Here is a 20,836-nt window from a genome sequence, read left to right as displayed (position 1 = left end):
TTTAGGGCTCTACGTACAACATTAGACTTGCTATTTTTCCATTGACTACGGTGTACATAAAGGTTTTCTTGACAGTCGTTCTAGCTGCCGTGATCATGGCCTCATGGTGAACTTTGTTGTCCATTACTATTTTATCCTTGATGCTATAGTCCAGGTCCGGATTGGAATTAAAATATTCGGTAAATTCTTTTCGTAACATATCCTTTCCCTGGTAGAGCCGAAGCCCCCCATAGCCATAAACTTTGATATCATCTGTAAAGGTATCCAAATAGGATTCAATGTCCCTTGCGTTAAATGCAGCTATCTGTTTATACACTACCACCTCAGGAGATATGTCCGCCACCAAGGCCAATTGTGTGGTATTCGAATTGACTGCCAATCTAGAAATCATATGGATGTCCATATTATCAAAGACATGTGCAAGCCTCCAATTCTTATCGATCTCGGGATGGAACCGATAAAGTTTATTGCCAAAACCCGTGAGCAAGCTGCCATCGTTTAGCCAACACACATCCTCTTTGAACAGATAGGTGCGGGTGATTTCCTTGGTAGCTCCGGAAACTGGATCCATGGATTTTATGGTCCACAATTCTTTTTCCTTACTGATAAAACTGATTAAATTGGAGTTTGGAATTTTATGTAATGACCTGCCCACATTTTTTTGAACGGTATAATTTCTGTTGTCTTTAAAATTGGTAACAACAAGGTCCATGCCTTCTCCTGTGAGCACAGTAGTAACCAAAATATGGTCATTGAACCATAGGTGGTAACCTACTTTCAAATTCCCTAGCAGCACTTCTGGAATTTCTTGGTTATTGGTATAACGATACAACAATTGGGTGCCGTCATGGTCTAATCGAATGGCCGATATTTGATCAGTGCCCTTGATTCGTAGGGGAGAGTATTCACTCCCATGAGGGGTATCCGATTGCCAACTGGAATTGCCATTCTTGATCTTGTATTTCTTGATATCTGTTTGCCCTTTGCGGTTGGAGGCATAAAGGAGATGGTCATCATCAAAAAAAGAAGGTTGGTTGTCATAACCTTCGTTATTGGATATGTTCATGGGCTTGTTGAACAAAAGACTGTCCCCACCTTTATTGATATCGACCAGATATACCTCTGGATTCGTCTGTGGATATATTACCCATGGTAGGCCGCAAAGCAGTAATGCCAGTAAATTTCTCATCGGTTATGGTATGCGCATTGCTATTTTATAAATTTACTCAAAAGATCCCTAACCTTTTTAGTGTTTTCTACATAATACTTGGCCTGTGTCTTTTGCATGCCCACCTTAACGGTAACGGCATCATCGGGCAATTCCTCAAACATATATTCATCGGTCCAATCATCACCAATGGCAAAGATAAAATCATAATCGTTTCCAGTCAGCATTTTTATCGCCGCTCGACCCTTGTTTACCCCACTACTTTTAATTTCCAAAACTTTGTTGCCTGAAAGGACGCTTAAGTTGTCATTGGCAATCAAACTGGTTAACACTGTGGTCAATTCTGTTGCCCTTTTCTTTCCAAAATCAGGGTCAGTGTTCCTATAATGCCAAGCCAAGGAATAGTTTTTCTCCTCTATGAATGAACCTGGTGTTCTGTCCACAAAAGATTCCAACACGGGCCTAATCTTGGACATCCAATCATTTTTGATCTGTTCCAAAAGTGTAAAATCCTCACCTTCTTTGGACAGCCAGACTCCGTGTTCCGCGATCATGTTATATTTTTTATGTAGGAACCATCTTTTGAAAGTGTCCGTATCCCTTCCGCTTATCAAATAAACATCAGTGTTTTCCTGGGCATTAATTTTGTCCAATAGGACGTACAGATCTTCATCGGGGCCTGCCTTTTGTGGGTCCACATGAAACCCGGAGAGGGTGCCGTCATAATCAAAGAACAACAATCTTCTTTTGGCCGAATGGTACTGGTCTATGACCGTATCCAAGGTTTTTTCGGAAAGTATTTTCGATATGTATTTATGGGTGCTTTCCTTTTGTTCCAAGAGGGATTTCATGAAATCGTTGGCCCATTTCTCCACATTATAGCGTTCCAATCGTTCCTGTAAAATACTATTTCTGGCAATCTGCTCCTCCTTGGGCATATGAATGGCCTGGATAAGGGCATCGCTGATCTGGTCGAAATTATTTGGGTTAATAAGGAGGGATTCGTTCATCTCATTGGCGGAACCTGCCATTTCACTCAAAATAAGTACCCCTGTTTTATCGGTCCTGGTGGCTATATACTCTTTGGCCACCAAATTCATACCATCCCTAATCGGGGTCAAAAGGGCAATGTCACTGGAGGTATATAGGTCTATCAAATTTTCAAAGGGCATGGATCTATAGAAGTACCAGATGGGCGTCCAACTTACGGTTGCAAATTCTCCATTGATCCTACCCACCAATTCATCAATTTCCTTCTTTAAAAGTTGGTACTGTGGCACATTGGATCTTGAAGGGACGGCAAGGATAATAAGCCTTACCTTTTCCTTGTATTGGGGATGCTTGTTCAGGAAATATTCAAAGGCATTCAATCGTTTTGCTATTCCCTTGGAATAATCCAAACGATCTATGGACAGGATAAGTTTTGCATCTGGGGTCGATTCCTTATGGACGTTGAGCCTTCGCTGTAGCTCTGATTGTTTGTCGTCCGTGTTTTTTTCGTGTAAGCTCGCAGCACTGCTGAATTTCTTGTAATCGATCCCCATGGGGAAAGAGTCTACTTTTATGACCCGATCTTCCACATTGATTTCATTGAAACTCACCTCTAGTCCAAGAAGTCGTCTTACGGAACTCAGAAAGTGACGTTCATAATCGTACGTATGGAATCCAATGAGATCGGACCCCAACAAACCTCTTAAAATTTCTTTCCTCCAGGGCAATGTCCGGAAAATTTCAAAGGAGGGAAAAGGAATATGTAGAAAGAATCCAATGGATGTATTGGGTCGCTTTTCCTTGACCATTTCTGGAACCAACATCAACTGATAATCATGGACCCAAATAACATCATCATCTTCGGCCTTTTCCAAAATAGCATCGGCAAACTTTTGGTTGACCGATTTATAGGTGTCCCAACTGGCCGACTCAAATTCCGAGTACTCCAAAAAATAATGGAACAATGGCCAGATGGTACGGTTGCTAAAACCATAATAAAAGCCGTCTATTTCATCGGTTGTTAGACTTACCTTGGAGCATCCGTTATCTTTTAATGCCTTATCTATTTTTGGTTCAAGATTCTTGGGTATCTCTTCATGGGTCAAACCGCTCCAACCGATCCATAGACTGTCACTCCCTGAATGAACGGATTTCATTCCGGTGGCCAGTCCTCCCACACTGGGTATGGCAGTGATGTCATCATTGTCAATTTGTAATTGAACAGGTAGTCTATTTGAGATTATGATAGTTTTGCCCATAAAATGAAAGATTTTGGATTAAATAGCTCTATTTTTTCCTAAATTTCGACAAAACGAATAGTATAAACAACTTTAAAGGTTGTTAATACTGCTAATTTAAGATATGGATAATTTAGACTACGGAATAATAGGAAATTGTAGGAGTGCGGCCCTTATTTCCAAGAAAGGTTCATTGGATTGGTGCTGCCTGCCAGAATTTGATTCTTCCTCGGTTTTCGCCAAGATTCTGGACGAGGAAAAAGGGGGGAGTTTTGAGATATTGGTGGATGAATCCTATTCCATTGAACAGCAATACGAAGAAAACACCTGTATTTTGGTTACCACCTTCTCTGATGGCAAGAATACTTTTGAGGTTCATGATTTTATGCCCAGGTATTATAGTGATGGGGGCGGGAGCCATACCCCTCCGGAGATTGTCAGGTTCTTTAAGCTCAAGGCAGGCTCCCCAAAGTTTAGGGTTATTTATAACCCCAAATTGGAATATGCCATAGGGGAAACGGTCACCTTTATCAAGCCTAATTTTATAGCGAGCCTTACCCATGGTGAAAAATTTGATACTGTATTTCTCTATACCAACTTCAATAAGGAAAAGGTGGTAAAAGGAGAGGAAATAGAGCTGAAGGAATCGGGATATTTCTTATTGGGCTATAACGAAAAGATCTTTCTTCCGGATACCAAGAAAATGTACCTGCTCTTGCAGCGTACCAAAGTCTATTGGTTGAACTGGGTTGAACGTACACCTACCTACAAAAAATTCAATGATCAGATTATACGGAGCGCATTAACCTTGAAATTATTGAGCTATGATAAATCTGGTGCCGTGCTGGCTGCGGCGACAACATCCCTTCCTGAGACGATTGGGGAGGTCCGTAATTGGGATTACCGCTTTTGTTGGATCAGGGATGCGTCCATGGTAATCAAAGTGGTTTCCGAACTGGGCCATAAGAATGTGGCCCGAAGATATTTACAGTTCATTATCGATCTTATTCCTGACAAGGATGAAAAGCTACAGATCATGTACGGCATCAACAAGGAGAAAAAGTTGACCGAGCAAACCCTGGACCATCTAAGTGGTTATAAGGGCTCCAAACCAGTACGCATCGGTAATGCGGCCTACAAACAGCGGCAGAATGACATCTATGGTATTTTGATGGATGTGATCTATGAACAATTGGTGAAGTTTGATACCGATATTGACAATGGGGAGGAACTTTGGACCATTACCAAGGGGATCGTCTGGATTGTGAAAAATCATTGGCAAGAGCCAGACAAGGGAATCTGGGAATTCCGTACCGAAGACCGGCATTTTACCTTTTCAAAGATATTGTGCTGGGTGGCCTTGGATAGGGCGATCAAAGTGGCCAAAATATTTGGGAAGAAACACAAGATCAAACAATGGAAGGTATTGGAACAAGAGATCAGGGAGGATATATATGCGAATGCCTGGAATGAAGAAAAACAATCCTTTACCCAGTCCTACGGTTCCCCACATTTGGATGCTTCCGTATTGCTAATGGAATCATATGGTTTTATTGATGCCAAGGATCCTAAATTTATGAGTACGGTAAAGGCCATAGAAAAGGAACTGAGCAATGAAGGGTTGATGTACCGCTATAAGAATGAGGATGATTTTGGCTTGCCTTCATCGTCATTTACCATCTGCACATTTTGGTTCATCAATAGTCTGTTCAAAATAGGGGAGGAAGAAAAGGCGATTAAGCATTTTGAAAAATTATTGTCCTACAGCAATCATTTGGGTCTATTTAGCGAGGATATCGATTTTAAAACCAAGCGATTACTGGGTAATTTTCCACAGGCATACTCTCATCTGGCTTTGATTGAATGTGCCATTAATTTCTCGAAGAAAGACACAGAGGCTACCATAAGGGAGTCTTTTGTCCCTAAGGAATAACGTATTTTACGCCATATTCGATAATTGAAAATAATTGGAGAAACAAAAGCCCCTGAATCCAGGGGCTTTTGTTAATATTCTTAGTGTTGTGCCAAAATGGTATTGGACAATAGTTTGATTTTTTTCAATAGACTTTCCAAATGGCGCATTGAGGTGAACGGATTCATCAGGGTAGTCCTTAGATAGTGAATACCCCTTAATTTGGTCTGTACAATGTAGAATTCCCCATCTTCAAGGATCGATTGGCGTACCTTCTCATTAATCCGGTTCAACGTATGGTCATCCAAGGTATGGTTTACATATCTAAAACAAACAATATTGCTCATGGGCTCCACGGCTAGCTCAAAACTTTTATCTTTTTGGATGATTTCGGCAAATTCGTGGCCCAAATCGTATAAAACGGTTACGTAATCATCAAAAATCTCCTCCCCGTAGGTTTTTAAAAGGGTATACCAATGAAGGCTCATCATGGTCTTGGTACATTCAAAGGTGCGTTTTGCCAGATTGTACCAATCTTCCTCAACGGATTGCTCCAAAAGATAATCGGCTTTTTGACTGAAGGTGGCATGAGAATGGGTTCCATCTTTAAATAGTAGGGCCGTGGTCAAGGCCGGCATCATCATCATTTTATGTCCATCGATCACCACGGAATCTGCCTTTTCAATGCCATTTACCATGGATCTGTAGGTTTTGGAGAAGATAGATGCCCCTCCATGGGCACCGTCTACATGGAACCAGAGATCATTTTTAAGGCTAAAGTTGGCTATCGTTTCCAAATCATCAAAAATCCCTGTTGAGGTGGAAGGGGCACTGCCTACAATGGCAAATACCTTAATGCCCTCGTTTTTGGCCCTGTCAAGATACGTTTCCAAAAGTGAGGTATCTAGGGCAAAATTTTTGGTAGCCGGAATTTTTATGATTCCTTTTTCTCCCAACCCCATGATCCGAGCGGCCCGATCTACGCAATAGTGCGCTTCTTCACTCACCATAATGCCCAATTGTTCATCATGGCCATCATTCCATATATTGTGGGGCAACTTAGCTTTTCGTGCGGATAATAGGGCCGTAAGGTTGGCCAACGTCCCCCCAGAGGTCAAAAACCCATTGGAACTGGAACCGTAACCAATTTTTTTACAGATAAAATCGCTAATAATGCGCTCCATGGCCGTTGGTGCCATCCCCATTTCATAAACGGCCATGCCATTGTTCAATAGGGAAGCCATCATAGCCGAAAGCGTGGTAATAGGGAGAGTGGGGGCTACTTGATGACCCATATACTTTGGGTGGTGGATGTGGATGGTATGATCAAGTACCTCGGGAAATAAATTTTGGGCATCCCCATTTTTTAAGTAATCGCTCCAGAATTCATGCTCTTCCTTAGGGGTATTCCAGGGGATGGTCTTGTTCGACTTTTCATGAATTGTATTATCCAAATGATCGGCCAAATGGTCTACCAATCGGTGTGCCATAGACCTAAATTCCTCCGGGTCATAGGCTTTGTTTAAAAGATCGTGCTTCATGGTATAAAATTAGGCGGTTCAATATCGTAATACAACCCTTTGGCACAAAAAAAACCGCTCTGGTTGTAGAGCGGTTTTAAAATTGCCTGATGGCATGGTATTAATTTGAATTAGTCGAAGGTATACCCATTGACAGCTGCAACCTGATCGGCAATCTGGGTGCGCAGGGCAACCACATTGGGTTGATTGGTATACTTGGTAAAGCGTTTTAAGCCCATAAGCATCATACGTTGCTCGTCACCCTCGGCAAAAGAAACAATGGCCTCTTTACCTTTTTGGATGATGGTATCCACAGCCGTATATAAATACAATTTGGACATGGCTATTTGCGTAGCTTGTTTTTCTTCCCCAAAACGTTTCGCATTTTTTTCTGTTCTCAATAGGGTTGATTCTGCCATGTAGATCTCAATAAGGATATCGGAAGCAGACAACATCAATTGTTGGTGGTTCTCCAATTCCGGCCCATATTTTTGAACGGCCGCACCAGCTACCATCAGGAACACTTTTTTCAATCTGGCGAGCACATCTTTTTCTTCTGCAAAAAGTTCAGAGAAATCTGGGGTGTCAAAAGATGGGATCCCCATTAATTCTTCACCTACCTTGGTAGCGGGTCCCAAAAGGTCCACATGGCCTTTCATGGCTTTTTTGACCAACATACCTACGGCCAACATACGGTTGATCTCGTTGGTCCCTTCATAGATCCTGGATATACGGGCATCTCTCCATGCAGATTCCATGGGCGTGTCCGCAGAGAACCCCATGCCACCAAAAATTTGAATCCCTTCGTCTGAAGTATTCTGAACATCTTCCGAGACTGCAACTTTTAGTATGGAGCACTCAATGGCATATTCCTCTACACCTTTAAGTTCTGCTTCCTGGTGCGATTTTCCTTCCGCCTCACGTATGGCAATTCTATCCTCTATATTTTTTGCTGCGCGATAACATGCCGATTCATCAGCATAACAATTGGTGGCCATGTTGGCCAACTTTGCCTTGATCGCCCCAAAATTAACGATAGGTGTTTTAAATTGTACCCGCTCATTGGCATATTTAGTGGCCTCGTTGATGACCCTTCTCTGGGCTTCTAGACAGGCTGCTGCCAATTTGATACGACCCACATTGAGGGCGTTCATGGCAATTTTAAATCCATTGCCTCTTTCTGAAAGCATATTTTCAACGGGTACCTTGGTATCATTGAAAAATACCTGTCGGGTAGAGGAGGAGTGAATTCCCAATTTCTTTTCCTCTTCACCCATGGAAATACCATTGCTTGGATCGTTTTCAACGATAAACCCTGTAATATTTTTGTCGTTTTCTATGCGTGCAAAGACAATGAACAAATTACAGAACCCGGCATTGGAGATCCACATTTTCTGCCCCGTGATATTGTAGTACGTGCCATCTTCGGACAATACCGCTTTGGTCTTTCCCGAGTTGGCGTCAGAGCCAGCTCCCGGTTCCGTTAAACAATAGGCCCCGAACCATTCTCCAGTTGCCAATTTGGGCACATATTTTTGTTTCTGTTCCTCAGTTCCATAAAGAGTAATGGGCATGGTCCCGATACCTGTATGGGCTCCAAACGCCGTACTGAAAGAACCAGTGGCACCCGAAATATAATCACAGACCAACATGGTGGACACAAACCCCATACCCATTCCGCCATAGGATTCGGGAACAGCAACGCTCAAAAGGCCCAATTCACCTGCTTTGCGCATACATTCTTCTGTGTAGGCATAATCTTTCTTTTCAAACCGTTCCCAATGTGCCCATAGTTCCCGGTCCACAAATTCTTTGGTACTGTCGCGCATCATTTTTTGCTCCTCGGATAAATCCTCAAGAGTAAAGATATCCTCACAGTTGGTTTCTTTTACAAGGAATTGCCCTCCCCGTAATATGTCTTTTTTAATAGTTTCTGTGCTCATAAGTTTTGGATTTTATCTAATATTAATAGAGCCTGATCTGGTATAAGAACAACTGCTCCCAACTATTTTATTTTATTAATTAAGAAATTCGAATATTCCTGCTGCCCCTTGTCCGGTTCCCACACACATGGTTACCATGCCGTATTTTCCTTTCATGTTACGCTTGCGCATCTCGTCGAACAACTGTACCGATAGTTTGGCACCTGTACACCCCAAAGGATGTCCCAGGGCTATGGCACCACCGTTTACATTTACGATATCGGGGTTGAGATTCAGCTCACGGATAACGGCAAGTGATTGTGAAGCAAATGCCTCGTTCAATTCGATCAGCTCTACATCCTCTTGCTTCAAACCTGCTTGTTTTAACGCTTTTGGAATGGCTTTTACCGGACCAATCCCCATAATTCTTGGTTCCACACCAGCTGCCGCATAATTGACAAGTCGGGCTATCGGTTCCAAATTGAGTTCCTTGACCATTTCTTCGCTCATGACCAGTACAAAGGCGGCACCATCACTCATTTGTGAGGAATTTCCAGCAGTGACAGATCCGTTGGCGGCAAAAACAGGTCTCAATTTGTTCAATACAGCTAAGGAGGTATCGGCTCTTGGACCTTCATCTTTGGTCACGGTGTACGATTTCGTTTCTTTCTTTCCGTTTTCATTTACAAAAGTGTGATCTACCTTTATTGGGACAATTTGTTCCTTAAAACGATCTTCTGACTGGGCCTTTAGAGCCTTCATATGCGAATTGTAAGCAAATTGGTCCTGATCCTCACGGGAAACCTTAAATTGTTCGGCTACGGCCTCAGCAGTAAGTCCCATACCCCAATAATAATCTTCATGGCCTTCTTTGGCTACGGCATAATCTGGAGTGGGCTTATAACCACCCATAGGGATGTAACTCATGCTTTCTGCACCTCCGGCTATAATACAGTCGCCCATTCCGGCTTGGATCTTGGCTGTGGCCATACCAATGGTTTCTATCCCTGAGGCACAGTATCTGTTTACGGTAACCCCGGGAACATCATCGATGTTCAATCCCATGAGGGAAATCAATCGGGCTACATTCAATCCTTGTTCAGCTTCGGGCATGGCATTGCCCACCATAACATCATCGATTCGTTTTTTGTCCAATTGCGGAATCTCCTTCATCATATGTTCTATGGTTTCCGCTGCGAGTTCATCGGGCCTTTTAAAACGGAATACCCCTTTCGGTGCTTTCCCAACTGCGGTTCTGTAGGCTTTTACTATATATGCTGTTTTCATTTTTCTTGTCGTATTGCGTATTGAGATTTATAATTGTAGTTGAAATGGTGAATTCAATGTTGAATTTCAATACTTGTTTCTAGTTACGTAAAGGTTTTCCGGTCTTTAACATGTGCTGAATGCGTTCCAAGGTCTTGCGCTCTGTACATAGTGACAGGAAAGCCTCCCTTTCCAAATCCAATAGATACTGTTCGCTCACCATAGAGGCTTCGGACAAATCTCCCCCAGCCATCACATAGGCCAATTTATTGGCAATTTTCTTGTCGTGTTCGGAGATGTATTTACCGGCCTGCATAGAATCCGTTCCTACCAAGAACATTCCCAAGGCCTGTTTCCCCAACACTTTAACGTCGGTTCGTTTGGGTGGTTGCGTGTAGCCAGTTTCAGCCATCAATTTAGCGTAGGCTTTGGCAGTTGCAATCTGTCGGTCTTTGTTCACAACCACAATATCCTTGCCTTTTTGAAGGATCCCCAGATCAAATGCCTCATAGGCAGAAGTAGAGACCTTGGCCATACCTATGGTCAAGAAATATTCTTGGAGAACATTGAGCTCCACATCATTTTTTCTAAAGGTATCCGAAGCTCTTAGCGCCATTTCCTTGGAACCACCACCTCCTGGAATAACTCCTACTCCAAATTCCACCAGCCCTATATAGGTTTCTGCTGCGGCTACCACCTTATCCGCATGTAAGGACAATTCACAGCCACCACCCAGGGTCATCCCATGGGGTGCAGCTACGGTAGGAATTGACGAATACCTCATACGCATCATCGTGTCCTGGAACATTTTTATGGCCATGTTCAGCTCATCGTATTCTTGTTCCACGGCCATCATAAATATCATTCCGATATTGGCACCTACCGAAAAGTTGGCGGCCTGATTGCCGACAACCAAGCCCTGAAAATCTTTTTCTGCCAGATCGATTCCCTTATTGATTCCGGCCAAAACGTCCCCTCCTATGGTATTCATTTTGGATTGGAACTCCACATTTAGGATTCCGTCTCCCAAATCCTCTATGACCACACCACTGTTCTTGAAGACTTCCTTGGTCTTGCGGATATTGTCCAATATGATAAAGGCATCCTGTCCTGGGACTTTTTCTACCGACTTTTTAGGGATATCATAAAAATAAGTAGCCCCATCTTTAACGGCGTAGAAGGAAGAGATACCCGATGCTTTCATCTCATTGACCCAAGCAGCAGGCTCCAATCCTTCCGCTTTGATCATTTCCAACCCTTTTTCCAAACCAACCGCATCCCAAATTTGGAAGGGACCGTGTTCCCATCCAAAACCAGCCTTCATGGCATCATCAATCTTATAAAGTTCATCGGTAATCTCTGGGATTCTATGGGAAACGTAAGCGAAGAGGGCAGCAAAACTTTTACGGTAAAACTCACCTGCCTTGTCCTTTCCTGAAACCAGTACTTTAAAACGGTCAACTACCTTGTCAATCGTCTTTGTCAGTTCCAATGTGGCAAAACTGGCCCTTTTGTTGGCCCTGTATTCCAAGGTGTCCAGGTCCAATGTCTTTATTTCACTGGATCCATCGGCATTTCTGATCTTATTGTAGAATCCTTGGCCGGTTTTACTTCCCAACCAATTGTTTTTCATCATGGTATCTATAAATGGTGGGAGTTTAAAAAGCTCCAAGCGCTCATCTTTTTTACAGTTCTCATAAATGCCATTGGCAACATGTACCAACGTGTCCAATCCAACAACATCCACCGTTCTGAACGTAGCCGATTTAGGACGTCCGATCACCGGGCCTGTCAATTTATCGACCTCTTCCACAGTAAGGCCCAACTCTTTGACCATGTGGAACAAGCTCTGAATACTAAAAATACCAATCCTATTTCCTATAAATGCCGGAGTATCCTTGGCTACTACGGAGGTCTTTCCCAAGAATTTTTCTCCATAACCATTAAGGAATTCCAATACCTCAGGAGAAGTTTTTGGCCCGGGAATAATCTCAAATAATTTTAAATATCTAGCGGGATTAAAAAAGTGTGTGCCACAGAAATGTTGTTGGAAATCATCACTTCTGCCCTCACTCATGAATTTAATGGGAATTCCAGAGGTATTGGAGGTTATCAGGGTTCCTGGCTTTCTGTATTTTTCTAAATTCTCAAATACCTTCTTCTTGATATCCAAGCGCTCTACGACCACTTCTATAATCCAATCTACCTGGCCTACTTTGGCAATATCATCCTCTAGGTTTCCCGTTTGGATGCGCTTGGCGAAATCTTGGTGGTAAATAGGGGATGGCTTGGATTTCAATGAAGCGGTCAGTGAATCATTAACGAGTCTATTGCGGACTGCTTTATCTTCCAAAGAAAGTCCTTTGGCCTTTTCCCTATCGGTCAATTCCCGTGGAACAATATCCAATAACAATACTTCTACACCAATATTGGCAAAATGGCATGCGATGCCACTTCCCATTATACCAGAGCCAATTACCGCTACCTTTTTTATATGCTTGTTCATTAATAAATAGAATTATTTGGTTGTTGAATTTTTTATATAAACTTTTTTTTCGGCAATCAATTTGTTGATCGTATCGGTTACCTCAAAAAAGTGTTGGAGTTTTTCGTTTGGAATATTGAGTCGAACTACCTCATTAAATCGCATGACCACGTCTTTGGACAGCTTTCTTTTCTCCAGGCCCAAAGGTGTCAAATGAATGAGCACGCCCCTGCCATCATCAGGATTCGGTTTTCTTTCAATAAGACCTTTGGATTCTATACTTTTTATAATCCTCGAAAGAGAGGTTGCTTCCATACCCATTTTGGGTCCTAAGGCAGTTGAGGGAGTTCCTGTTTTTGGATCTATGCTCAATAAGGTAAAACCAATGGCCATGGTTGTTTCATAGTTTTTGGCCTCTTCATTGTACATCTTGGTTACGGCCTGCCATGTTGCCCTGAGGGCGTAGTCTACGGTAAGATCCTTCATTTATTTTTTGATAGTTGTCCAAATATAATAAAATTTATTATGCATGCATAATAAATTTTATTAAAATATTCCAATGAAGGATAAAAAAATACCCCTTGGGATCAGGGGTATTTTAAAGGTGATTTAAGTTTTATCGGGCATTTGGATTGCCGTAGATCTCATGGTAAAGATCCATATACATTTCTTTGATTATTTTTCTTTTTAGTTTTAGGGTAGGGGTAACGTGACCTCCATCAATGGTCCAAGCCTCCGGGGTCAGACGAAACTGTTTTACCTTTTCCCATTTTGCAAAATGTTCGTTTGCCTGGTCCACTTCTTCCTGGAATCGTTCTATTACCTTTTTATTGGTCACAAGATCTTTATTGTCACCAACGTTGATGTCATGTATTTTGGCCCAGTTCCTTACAAAATCAAAATCGGGCTGGATTAGGGCTGCAGGCATTTTTTCTCCTTCTCCAACCACCATAATTTGCTCGATAAAGCGCGACTGTTTAAACCTATTTTCCAATAGTTGTGGTGCAACATATTTTCCACCAGAGGTCTTGAACATTTCCTTTTTTCGATCTGTAATTTTCAAAAATCCTTCTGAGTCCAATTCACCGATGTCGCCGGTGTGGAAATAGCCATTAATGATAACCTCATTCGTTTTTTCGGTGTCCTTGTAATAGCCCATCATCACTTGCGGACCTTTGACACAGATTTCCCCATCTTCGGCAATTTTTACCTCAGTACGTTCTATCAGCTTACCCACAGAACCGATCTTAAAGCCTCCATTGCGCATATCGTTCACAGAAACAACAGGAGAGGTTTCTGTGAGTCCGTATCCTTCCATGACCCCCATTTCCGCAGCATTGAATATTCTGGCCAACCTAGGTTGCAAGGCCGCACTCCCAGAGGCGATAAGATTTAAATTTCCCCCTAGGCCGGCTTTCCATTTGCTGAATATAAGCTTTCGTGCCAAGGCTAATTTTTGCTCATAGAACCATCCGTTTTGACCGTAGGGTTCATATTTTAATCCTACGTCAACGGCCCAAAAGAATAGTTTCTTTTTAATTCCCTTCAATTCAGTTCCTTTGGCTATTATTTTATCGTACACTTTTTCCAATAATCTGGGAACAGCCGTCATGACATGTGGTTCGGTCTCTTTAAGGTTGTCACTGATCTTGTCAATGGATTCTGCGAAATAAATGGTCACTCCCCTGTACTGGTACAGATACATGAGCATACGCTCATAAATATGGCAAACTGGGAGAAAACTCAGCGCTTTTGCCTTTCCGTCCATTATTGGAAACCTCTTGGAACTTTCTATGGCATTGCTTACTACGTTTTCATGGGACAACATAACCCCTTTAGGTCTTCCGGTGGTTCCTGATGTATATATCAAGGTAGCAAGGTCGTGGGGCTTTACGGCTTCTTTTAGGGCATCCACCTCTGTTTGGTTGGAAGTGTTCGCTCCCAAATCCATAATTTCGCTCCAGTTTTTGCAATCCGATAAGGCGTCAAAGGAATACACCTCCAAAAGATGTGGTGTATCACCCTGTACGGATTTCACCTTGTGATATACTTCACTGCAGGATACGAAACAGTACTTTGCCTCAGAATGATTTAAAACATACTTGTAATCCTCTTCGGATATCGTCGGGTAGATAGGAACGTTCTGGGCACCCAATTGGAGAATGCCAATATCCATGATATTCCATTCTGTCCTATTGTTCATCGAAATTACAGCGATCTTATCATTGGGTTTGACCCCCAATCTTAACAGAGCGCGACTCACTGTGTTTGCTTTATCAATATACTCTTGGGTAGAAATGGAAGTCCATATACCGTTGTATTTGGTCACCAAGGACTTTTCAAGGTTAAACTTTTCTAATTGATAATACGGAAAATCAAAAAGGCGGGTGATTGTTTGCATATTTTTATCTAAACGTATGGGCAAATTAAGAAAAGGGAACGGTATTCTAAAATGGCATTCCCAAAAATCGTGTTATAATATTAATGAATTCCTAGTTTCCATGGAATTCAAATATCAAATTTTTATATCCAAGGGCACAATAAGCAATTAAATTAGAGATGATTAAGTGAATAAAACGTGTTGCGGACAATTTGTAGTTTTCATTTTCATTTTTTTTGCCGTTGGATTGATTTTCCATCCCAATGCCCGATTGGGTTTTAAAATAATGGAACAAAAAAGACCGATGTTTATGCATCGGCCTTTTTTTAAGTATATTCCTTTTACCAAGGTTTTGTTTTAATTCTTGTTTTGGTTCTCTATCCATTTTCTTGCATTGACAAATGCCTCCAACCAAGGAGAAACTTCGTCCTGCCTGCCTGCAGGATAGTGTGCCCAGTTCCATTGGAAGATGGAACGTTCAATATGTGGCATGGTTACCAAATGTCTTCCGGTTGTGTCACAAAGCATGGCTGTATTATAGTCCGATCCGTTTGGATTGGCCGGATATCCCTCATAACCATAATTGGCCACGATCTCATAGTTGTCTTTGGACATTGGTAATTTGAACTTTCCTTCCCCATGGGAAATCCATACTCCCAAGTTGGTTCCAGCCAAGGTAGAAAGCATTACGGAATTGTTTTGTTGTATTTCTACTGAGGTAAATCCGCTTTCGTGTTTGTGCGAATCATTGTAGGTCATTTTACCGTGTTCCTTATGGTCTGGATTAATAAGGTCCAGTTCCATGAACAACTGACAACCATTACAGATACCTATGGACAGGGTATCCGGTCTGGCAAAGAAATTTTTAAGGGCCAAGTTTGCTTTTTCATTGTACTTAAAGGCTCCTGCCCAACCTTTGGCACTTCCCAGAACATCAGAATTGGAGAAGCCTCCCACAGCCCCAATGAATTGAATGTCCTCCAGAGTTTCACGTCCCGAAATAAGATCGGTCATGTGTACATCCTTTACATCAAAACCTGCCAAATACATGGCATTGGCCATTTCACGTTCCGAATTACTTCCCTTCTCCCTGAGTATGGCGGCTTTTGGTTTTGGCTGTCCAGGGATTTGTGTTCCTGCCAAACTTTTTAGGGTTCCATCAAAATGTGATGGGAACCTATAGCGCAAGGCCTGGTTTTTATAATTTTCATAACGTACGTGCGCAAGGTTGTTGGCGGTTTGTTTTCTATCCAGAAGGTAAGAAGTCTTAAACCAGGTATCACGCAAGGAATTGATATTCAATCCCATTTCAACCCCATTGTTTTTTATGGTCAATACCGATTCTTCCTGAACGGACCCCAGTCTATAAAAATTGATACCGGCATTGCTTAATTCCTTTTCAATTCCAGCATCTTTGGCTTGGAAAACGATACCGGCATTTTCTGCAAAAAGTAATTTGATCGTATCCGATTCCTTGAGCCCGCTCAAATCTAGCTTTGCACCCAATTCAGTATCGGCAAAACACAGTTCCAAAAGGGTAGTGATCAGTCCTCCAGATGCCACATCGTGACCGGCAAGGATCTTTCCTTCCCCGATCAAACCCTGAAGGGTGTTGAAAGTATTCTTAAAGCTTTTGGCATCTTTGATGGTGGGGGCCTCATCTCCGATGGCATTGCGTACCTGGGCAAAAGAAGAACCTCCCAATTTAAAGTTGTCCCCAGATAGATTGATGTAATAGATATCCCCTCCATTCTTTTGCAGAACAGGCTCAACCACCTTGGTGATATCTGTACAATGCGCCGCAGCCGAAATAATCACGGTTCCGGGAGCAATGACCTCTGCATTTTTATATCGCTGTTTCATGGAAAGGGAATCCTTTCCGGTAGGAACATTGATTCCAAGCGCTATTGCAAAATCCGAAATGGCTTCCACCGCTTCGTACAGTCTCGCATCCTCACCCTCATTTTTGCAGGGCCACATCCAGTTGGCGGATAGGGAAACGGATTTCAATCCGTCTTTTACCGGTGCCCAGATAATATTGGTCAAGGCTTCAGCTATACTATTTCTACTTCCCGCCTTGGGGTCGATCAGTCCAGATATGGGCGAGTGACCTATGGAAGTGGCTATTCCTTCCTTCCCTTTGTAATCCAAGGCCATTACACCACAGTTGTTCAAAGGTAGCTGTAATGGACCTGCACACTGTTGTTTGGCAACCTTACCACCTACGCATCGGTCCACCTTATTGGTAAGCCAATCTTTACAGGCCACGGCCTCCAATTGTAATACCTGCTCCAGATACTCGTGAAAATGTTCCAACGAATATTCGGGGGCCTTATATTTTCTATTGATGGTAGTATCGTTCATGATGGTCTTTGGAGAGCTTCCGAACATATCGGAAAGATCAAGATCCATGGGCTTTTCACCAGTTGTTTTGGACAGGAAGGTAAATCGTTTGTCCCCTGTCACATCACCTACTTCGTACATAGGGGAACGCTCCCTGTTCGCAATGCGGTGGAGCATATCCACATCTTTTTTGCCAATGACCAAGCCCATTCGTTCCTGGGATTCATTGCCTATAATTTCTTTGGCCGAAAGGGTAGGATCCCCTACGGGCAATTTGTCAAGGTCAATATTCCCACCCGTATCCTCTACCAACTCGGAAAGACAGTTTAGGTGTCCTCCTGCACCATGGTCATGAATGGATACAATGGGATTATGGTCACTTTCCACCAACCCTCTAATGGCATTGGCGGCACGTTTTTGCATTTCGGGATTGGATCGTTGTATCGCATTAAGTTCTATGGTGGAACCAAATTCCCCGGTATCAGCACTGGATACTGCAGCACCACCCATTCCTATACGGTAATTGTCACCACCCAATATCACAATTTTATCCCCTGTTTTTGGTGCATCTTTTAGGGCTTGGTTCATTTTTCCATAACCGATCCCTCCAGCCTGCATGATCACCTTGTCAAAACCAAGGGATCTGGCTTCTTCCTCATGTTCAAATGTTAGGACTGAACCTACAATAAGGGGCTGCCCAAATTTATTTCCAAAATCGGAAGCTCCATTGGAAGCCTTTATCAGTATATCCATGGGCGTCTGGTATAACCAGTCGCGTTCCTTCATAGCTTTTTCCCAGGGCCTGTTTTCTTCCAATCTTGAATAGGAGGTCATATAAACAGCAGTTCCGGCCAAAGGCAAAGAACCTTTTCCTCCGGCCAAACGATCCCTGATTTCTCCTCCAGCACCAGTAGCAGCTCCATTAAAAGGTTCAACTGTGGTGGGGAAATTGTGGGTTTCGGCCTTTAATGAGATGACCGAATCAAAATTGCTTTCCCCATAAAAATCAGGCTTGTCGGCACTTTTAGGTGCGAATTGGACCACATTTGGTCCTTTGACAAAGGCTACATTGTCCTTATAGGCAGAAACAATATCCCCTGGATTTTCCTGTGATGTTTTTTTGATCATTTTGAACAGTGATGTTGGTTTTTCAACCCCATCAATGACAAAAGTTCCATTAAAAATTTTATGCCTACAATGTTCCGAATTCACCTGGCTAAAACCAAATACCTCTGAGTCGGTTAATTTTCGACCTATTTTTTTGGACATGTTGTTCAAATAATCCACTTCCTCACTGCTCAGGGCTAGGCCTTCCTTTTCATTGTATGCGGCAATGTCTTCGATTTCCAAAACAGCTTCCGGCTCTATTTTTACCGTAAAAATCTCTTGTGATAAGACACTGTACTTTTGCAAAAGCATAGGGTCAAAGTCGGTTGCATCTTTGCTTGAAGCCTTGAATTCTTCAATTCTAACAATGCCCGAAATCCCCATGTTTTGGGTGATTTCCGTAGCATTTGTACTCCAAGGTGTGATCATGGCAGCTCTTGGACCAACAAAAAAGGCGTCAAGAGACGCCGAGTTTATCTGAGGTTGGTTGCCGAACAACCAAGTTAATTTTGTGATGTCTTCAGTTGAAAGTACATTATTGCTCTGAACAGCAAAAACTTTGGTATTTAGGTCCCCGAAAAAATGAATCATGGAATTCGAAAATTGTTTGTTTAACAAGGCACAAATTTACATTTTTTATGTGTAACTGCTAGGCAGAAAAGTGAACACTTATAAGTTCAAATTGTTAATTAATGCAACAAAACCTCTAGAATTGGGGATTTTTAAAGCATGGGTCATCAAAATTCCCTCAAGGAAAGCAACGAGAACAGTTCAAGTAGGGTCAAAACAAAAGGTTGATAATGAACCAAAAATCATTTAAATTTAAATTCATCTAAAGTATACCTTATGAAACATCGTTTTACAAAGTACTCCAACGGCATTGTTGCTTTAATGCTTGTTGGGACCATGAATGTTGGGCTTGCCCAAAAGAAATATTCCGAAAAGCAGGTGGAAAAATTAAAGGCGGAGGCCGCTCAGATTGTACAGGCCAATGCCAAACAGGCTCAGGTCATGGTGGATAAAATTTTTAGTTTTTCGGAATTGGGTTTTCAGGAAGTAGAATCTTCCAAATATCTCACCGGAGTGCTCAAGGACAATGGTTTTGAAATAGAGACTTCCATTTCTGGGATTCCAACGGCCTGGTTCGCAAGATGGAACAACGGGGATGGCCCTGTGATAGCCTTGGGAAGTGATGTTGACTGTATTCCAAAAGCGTCACAATATCCTGGTGTTGCTTATCATAAACCAATAGTGGAGGGTGCGCCTGGTCATGGCGAGGGACATAACTCTGGGATCCCTCTGAATATTAGCGCAGCCCTTGCCGTAAAACAGATTATGGAAAGGGAACAGATTAAAGGCACTTTGGTTATTTGGCCCGGAATAGCTGAAGAATTGGTAGCTGCCAAGGCGTGGTATGTTAGGGATGGCCTTTTTGATAAAATTGATATGTGCATTTTTACACACGTAGGAGACAACTTAGAGGTTTCTTGGGGACCAACAAAGGGAACAGGTCTCATTTCTGTGGAATATTCCTTTGAAGGGGAAGCAGCACATTCTGCGGGATCGCCATGGAGGGGTCGCAGTGCCCTGGACGCTGCGGAACTAATGAATATTGGATGGAATTATAAAAGGGAGCATCTACACCCCTTAAAAAGATCACATTCCATTTTTACGGATGCAGGGGATCAGCCCAATGTAGTGCCTTCCAAGGCGTCCATATGGTATTATTTTAGGGATGTAACCTATGAAGGGATTATGGAAATGTACAAGGAAGCCAATGATATAGCCCAAGGTGCGGCATTGATGACGGGCACTAGTGTAAAATCAAAAGTTTTGGGTACTGCATGGCCCAGACATTACAATAAGGTGATAGCAGAGCGCATGTATGCCAATATTCAAAAGGTAGGCTTGCCTACATGGTCCGAAGCGGACCAATCTTTGGCCAAGGCCGTGCAAAAGGAAGTGAATTCGGATAAGATCGAAGGTCTAAATACCGTTTTGGATCCTTTGGGTCTCCCCGTGAAAGATCCTGTCAGCGGTGGTTCCGATGATATAGGCGATGTATCCTGGAAGGTGCCTACGGTCACCTTAAGATTTCCGTCCAATATTCCAGGCCTTCAAGGGCACCATTGGAGCAATGCCATAGCCATGGCCACACCTATAGCCCATAAGGGAGTGGTGGCAGGGGCCAAGGCCGAAGCAATGACCATTTTGGACTTTCTGCTGAAACCCCAACTACTGACTCAGGCTTGGGAATACTTTAATAATGAGCAGAGTAAAGAAACCAAATATCAGCCCATGATCACCGAGGCAGATTTGCCGCCTACCTATCTTAACCAGGATAAAATGGATCAGTATAGGTCTGCATTGGAAGCGTATTATTTTGATGAAACCAAATACGATACCTATCTGGAACAACTGGGTGTAAGTTACCCTACCTTGGAAAAGTAGTGTAGTCTTTTGTTTTTTGGGATAAAAAAAAGGTATGACCACAATCATACCTTT

Annotated in this window: 11 protein-coding genes; 2 read left to right on the top strand and 9 right to left on the bottom strand. The window is 42.6% G+C overall.

Annotation, left to right across the window (positions count from 1 at the left end; translation table 11 throughout):
* Nucleotide 1: 1 nt before the first annotated feature.
* Both WAA86_RS12845 and WAA86_RS12840 read right to left on the bottom strand, forming a co-directional pair.
* Nucleotides 2-1,189 carry a nuclear transport factor 2 family protein gene (locus WAA86_RS12845; protein ID WP_337301419.1) on the bottom strand — a complete coding sequence of 396 codons (1,188 nt, stop codon included), beginning with the start codon at nt 1,187-1,189 and terminating at the stop codon, nt 2-4.
* A gap of 20 nt (nt 1,190-1,209) precedes the next feature.
* Nucleotides 1,210-3,417: a bifunctional alpha,alpha-trehalose-phosphate synthase (UDP-forming)/trehalose-phosphatase gene (locus WAA86_RS12840; protein WP_337301418.1), complete on the bottom strand. Its 2,208-nt coding sequence runs from the start codon at nt 3,415-3,417 to the stop codon at nt 1,210-1,212.
* Between the two features lie 103 nt (nt 3,418-3,520).
* On the opposite strand from WAA86_RS12840, the gene WAA86_RS12835 reads away from it, so the two are divergent.
* Nucleotides 3,521-5,329: a glycoside hydrolase family 15 protein gene (locus tag WAA86_RS12835; protein ID WP_337301417.1), complete on the top strand. Its 1,809-nt coding sequence runs from the start codon at nt 3,521-3,523 to the stop codon at nt 5,327-5,329.
* An 80-nt stretch (nt 5,330-5,409) separates the two neighbouring features.
* Here WAA86_RS12835 and WAA86_RS12830 read toward each other — a convergent pair whose 3' ends face one another.
* From WAA86_RS12830 to purL, 7 genes are all read right to left on the bottom strand, one after another.
* Nucleotides 5,410-6,849: a pyridoxal phosphate-dependent decarboxylase family protein gene (locus tag WAA86_RS12830; protein ID WP_337301416.1), complete on the bottom strand. Its 1,440-nt coding sequence runs from the start codon at nt 6,847-6,849 to the stop codon at nt 5,410-5,412.
* Between the two features lie 110 nt (nt 6,850-6,959).
* A complete protein-coding gene (locus tag WAA86_RS12825; protein ID WP_337301415.1) occupies nt 6,960-8,771 on the bottom strand; it encodes an acyl-CoA dehydrogenase family protein in 1,812 nt (603 codons plus the stop codon).
* 75 nt (nt 8,772-8,846) lie between these two features.
* Nucleotides 8,847-10,037 (bottom strand): acetyl-CoA C-acyltransferase, encoded by a 1,191-nt coding sequence (locus WAA86_RS12820; protein WP_337301414.1) that lies wholly within the window; start codon nt 10,035-10,037, stop codon nt 8,847-8,849.
* 79 nt (nt 10,038-10,116) lie between these two features.
* The gene (locus WAA86_RS12815; protein ID WP_337301413.1) at nt 10,117-12,522 is read right to left on the bottom strand and encodes a 3-hydroxyacyl-CoA dehydrogenase/enoyl-CoA hydratase family protein; all 2,406 of its coding nucleotides are present in this window, start codon (nt 12,520-12,522) and stop codon (nt 10,117-10,119) included.
* Nucleotides 12,523-12,534: 12 nt separating this feature from the next.
* A complete protein-coding gene (locus tag WAA86_RS12810) occupies nt 12,535-12,987 on the bottom strand; it encodes a MarR family winged helix-turn-helix transcriptional regulator (RefSeq protein ID WP_337301412.1) in 453 nt (150 codons plus the stop codon).
* A gap of 130 nt (nt 12,988-13,117) precedes the next feature.
* Nucleotides 13,118-14,902, bottom strand: coding sequence for an AMP-dependent synthetase/ligase (locus tag WAA86_RS12805; protein WP_337301411.1), 1,785 nt, complete (start codon nt 14,900-14,902; stop codon nt 13,118-13,120).
* Nucleotides 14,903-15,238: 336 nt separating this feature from the next.
* Nucleotides 15,239-18,922 (bottom strand): phosphoribosylformylglycinamidine synthase, encoded by a 3,684-nt coding sequence (gene purL, locus WAA86_RS12800; protein ID WP_337301410.1) that lies wholly within the window; start codon nt 18,920-18,922, stop codon nt 15,239-15,241.
* Nucleotides 18,923-19,177: 255 nt separating this feature from the next.
* Between purL and WAA86_RS12795 the strand changes: the two genes are divergently transcribed.
* On the top strand, nt 19,178-20,782 hold the full coding sequence (locus WAA86_RS12795; protein ID WP_337301409.1) for an amidohydrolase: 1,605 nt from the start codon (nt 19,178-19,180) through the stop codon (nt 20,780-20,782).
* Nucleotides 20,783-20,836 lie beyond the last annotated feature (54 nt).

This window comes from Sediminicola sp. 1XM1-17, assembly GCF_037203765.1.
Classification (GTDB): Bacteria; Bacteroidota; Bacteroidia; order Flavobacteriales; family Flavobacteriaceae; genus Sediminicola.
The sequence above is the reverse complement of the archived record's forward strand: the minus strand, read 5'-3'. Positions and strand labels throughout refer to the sequence as shown.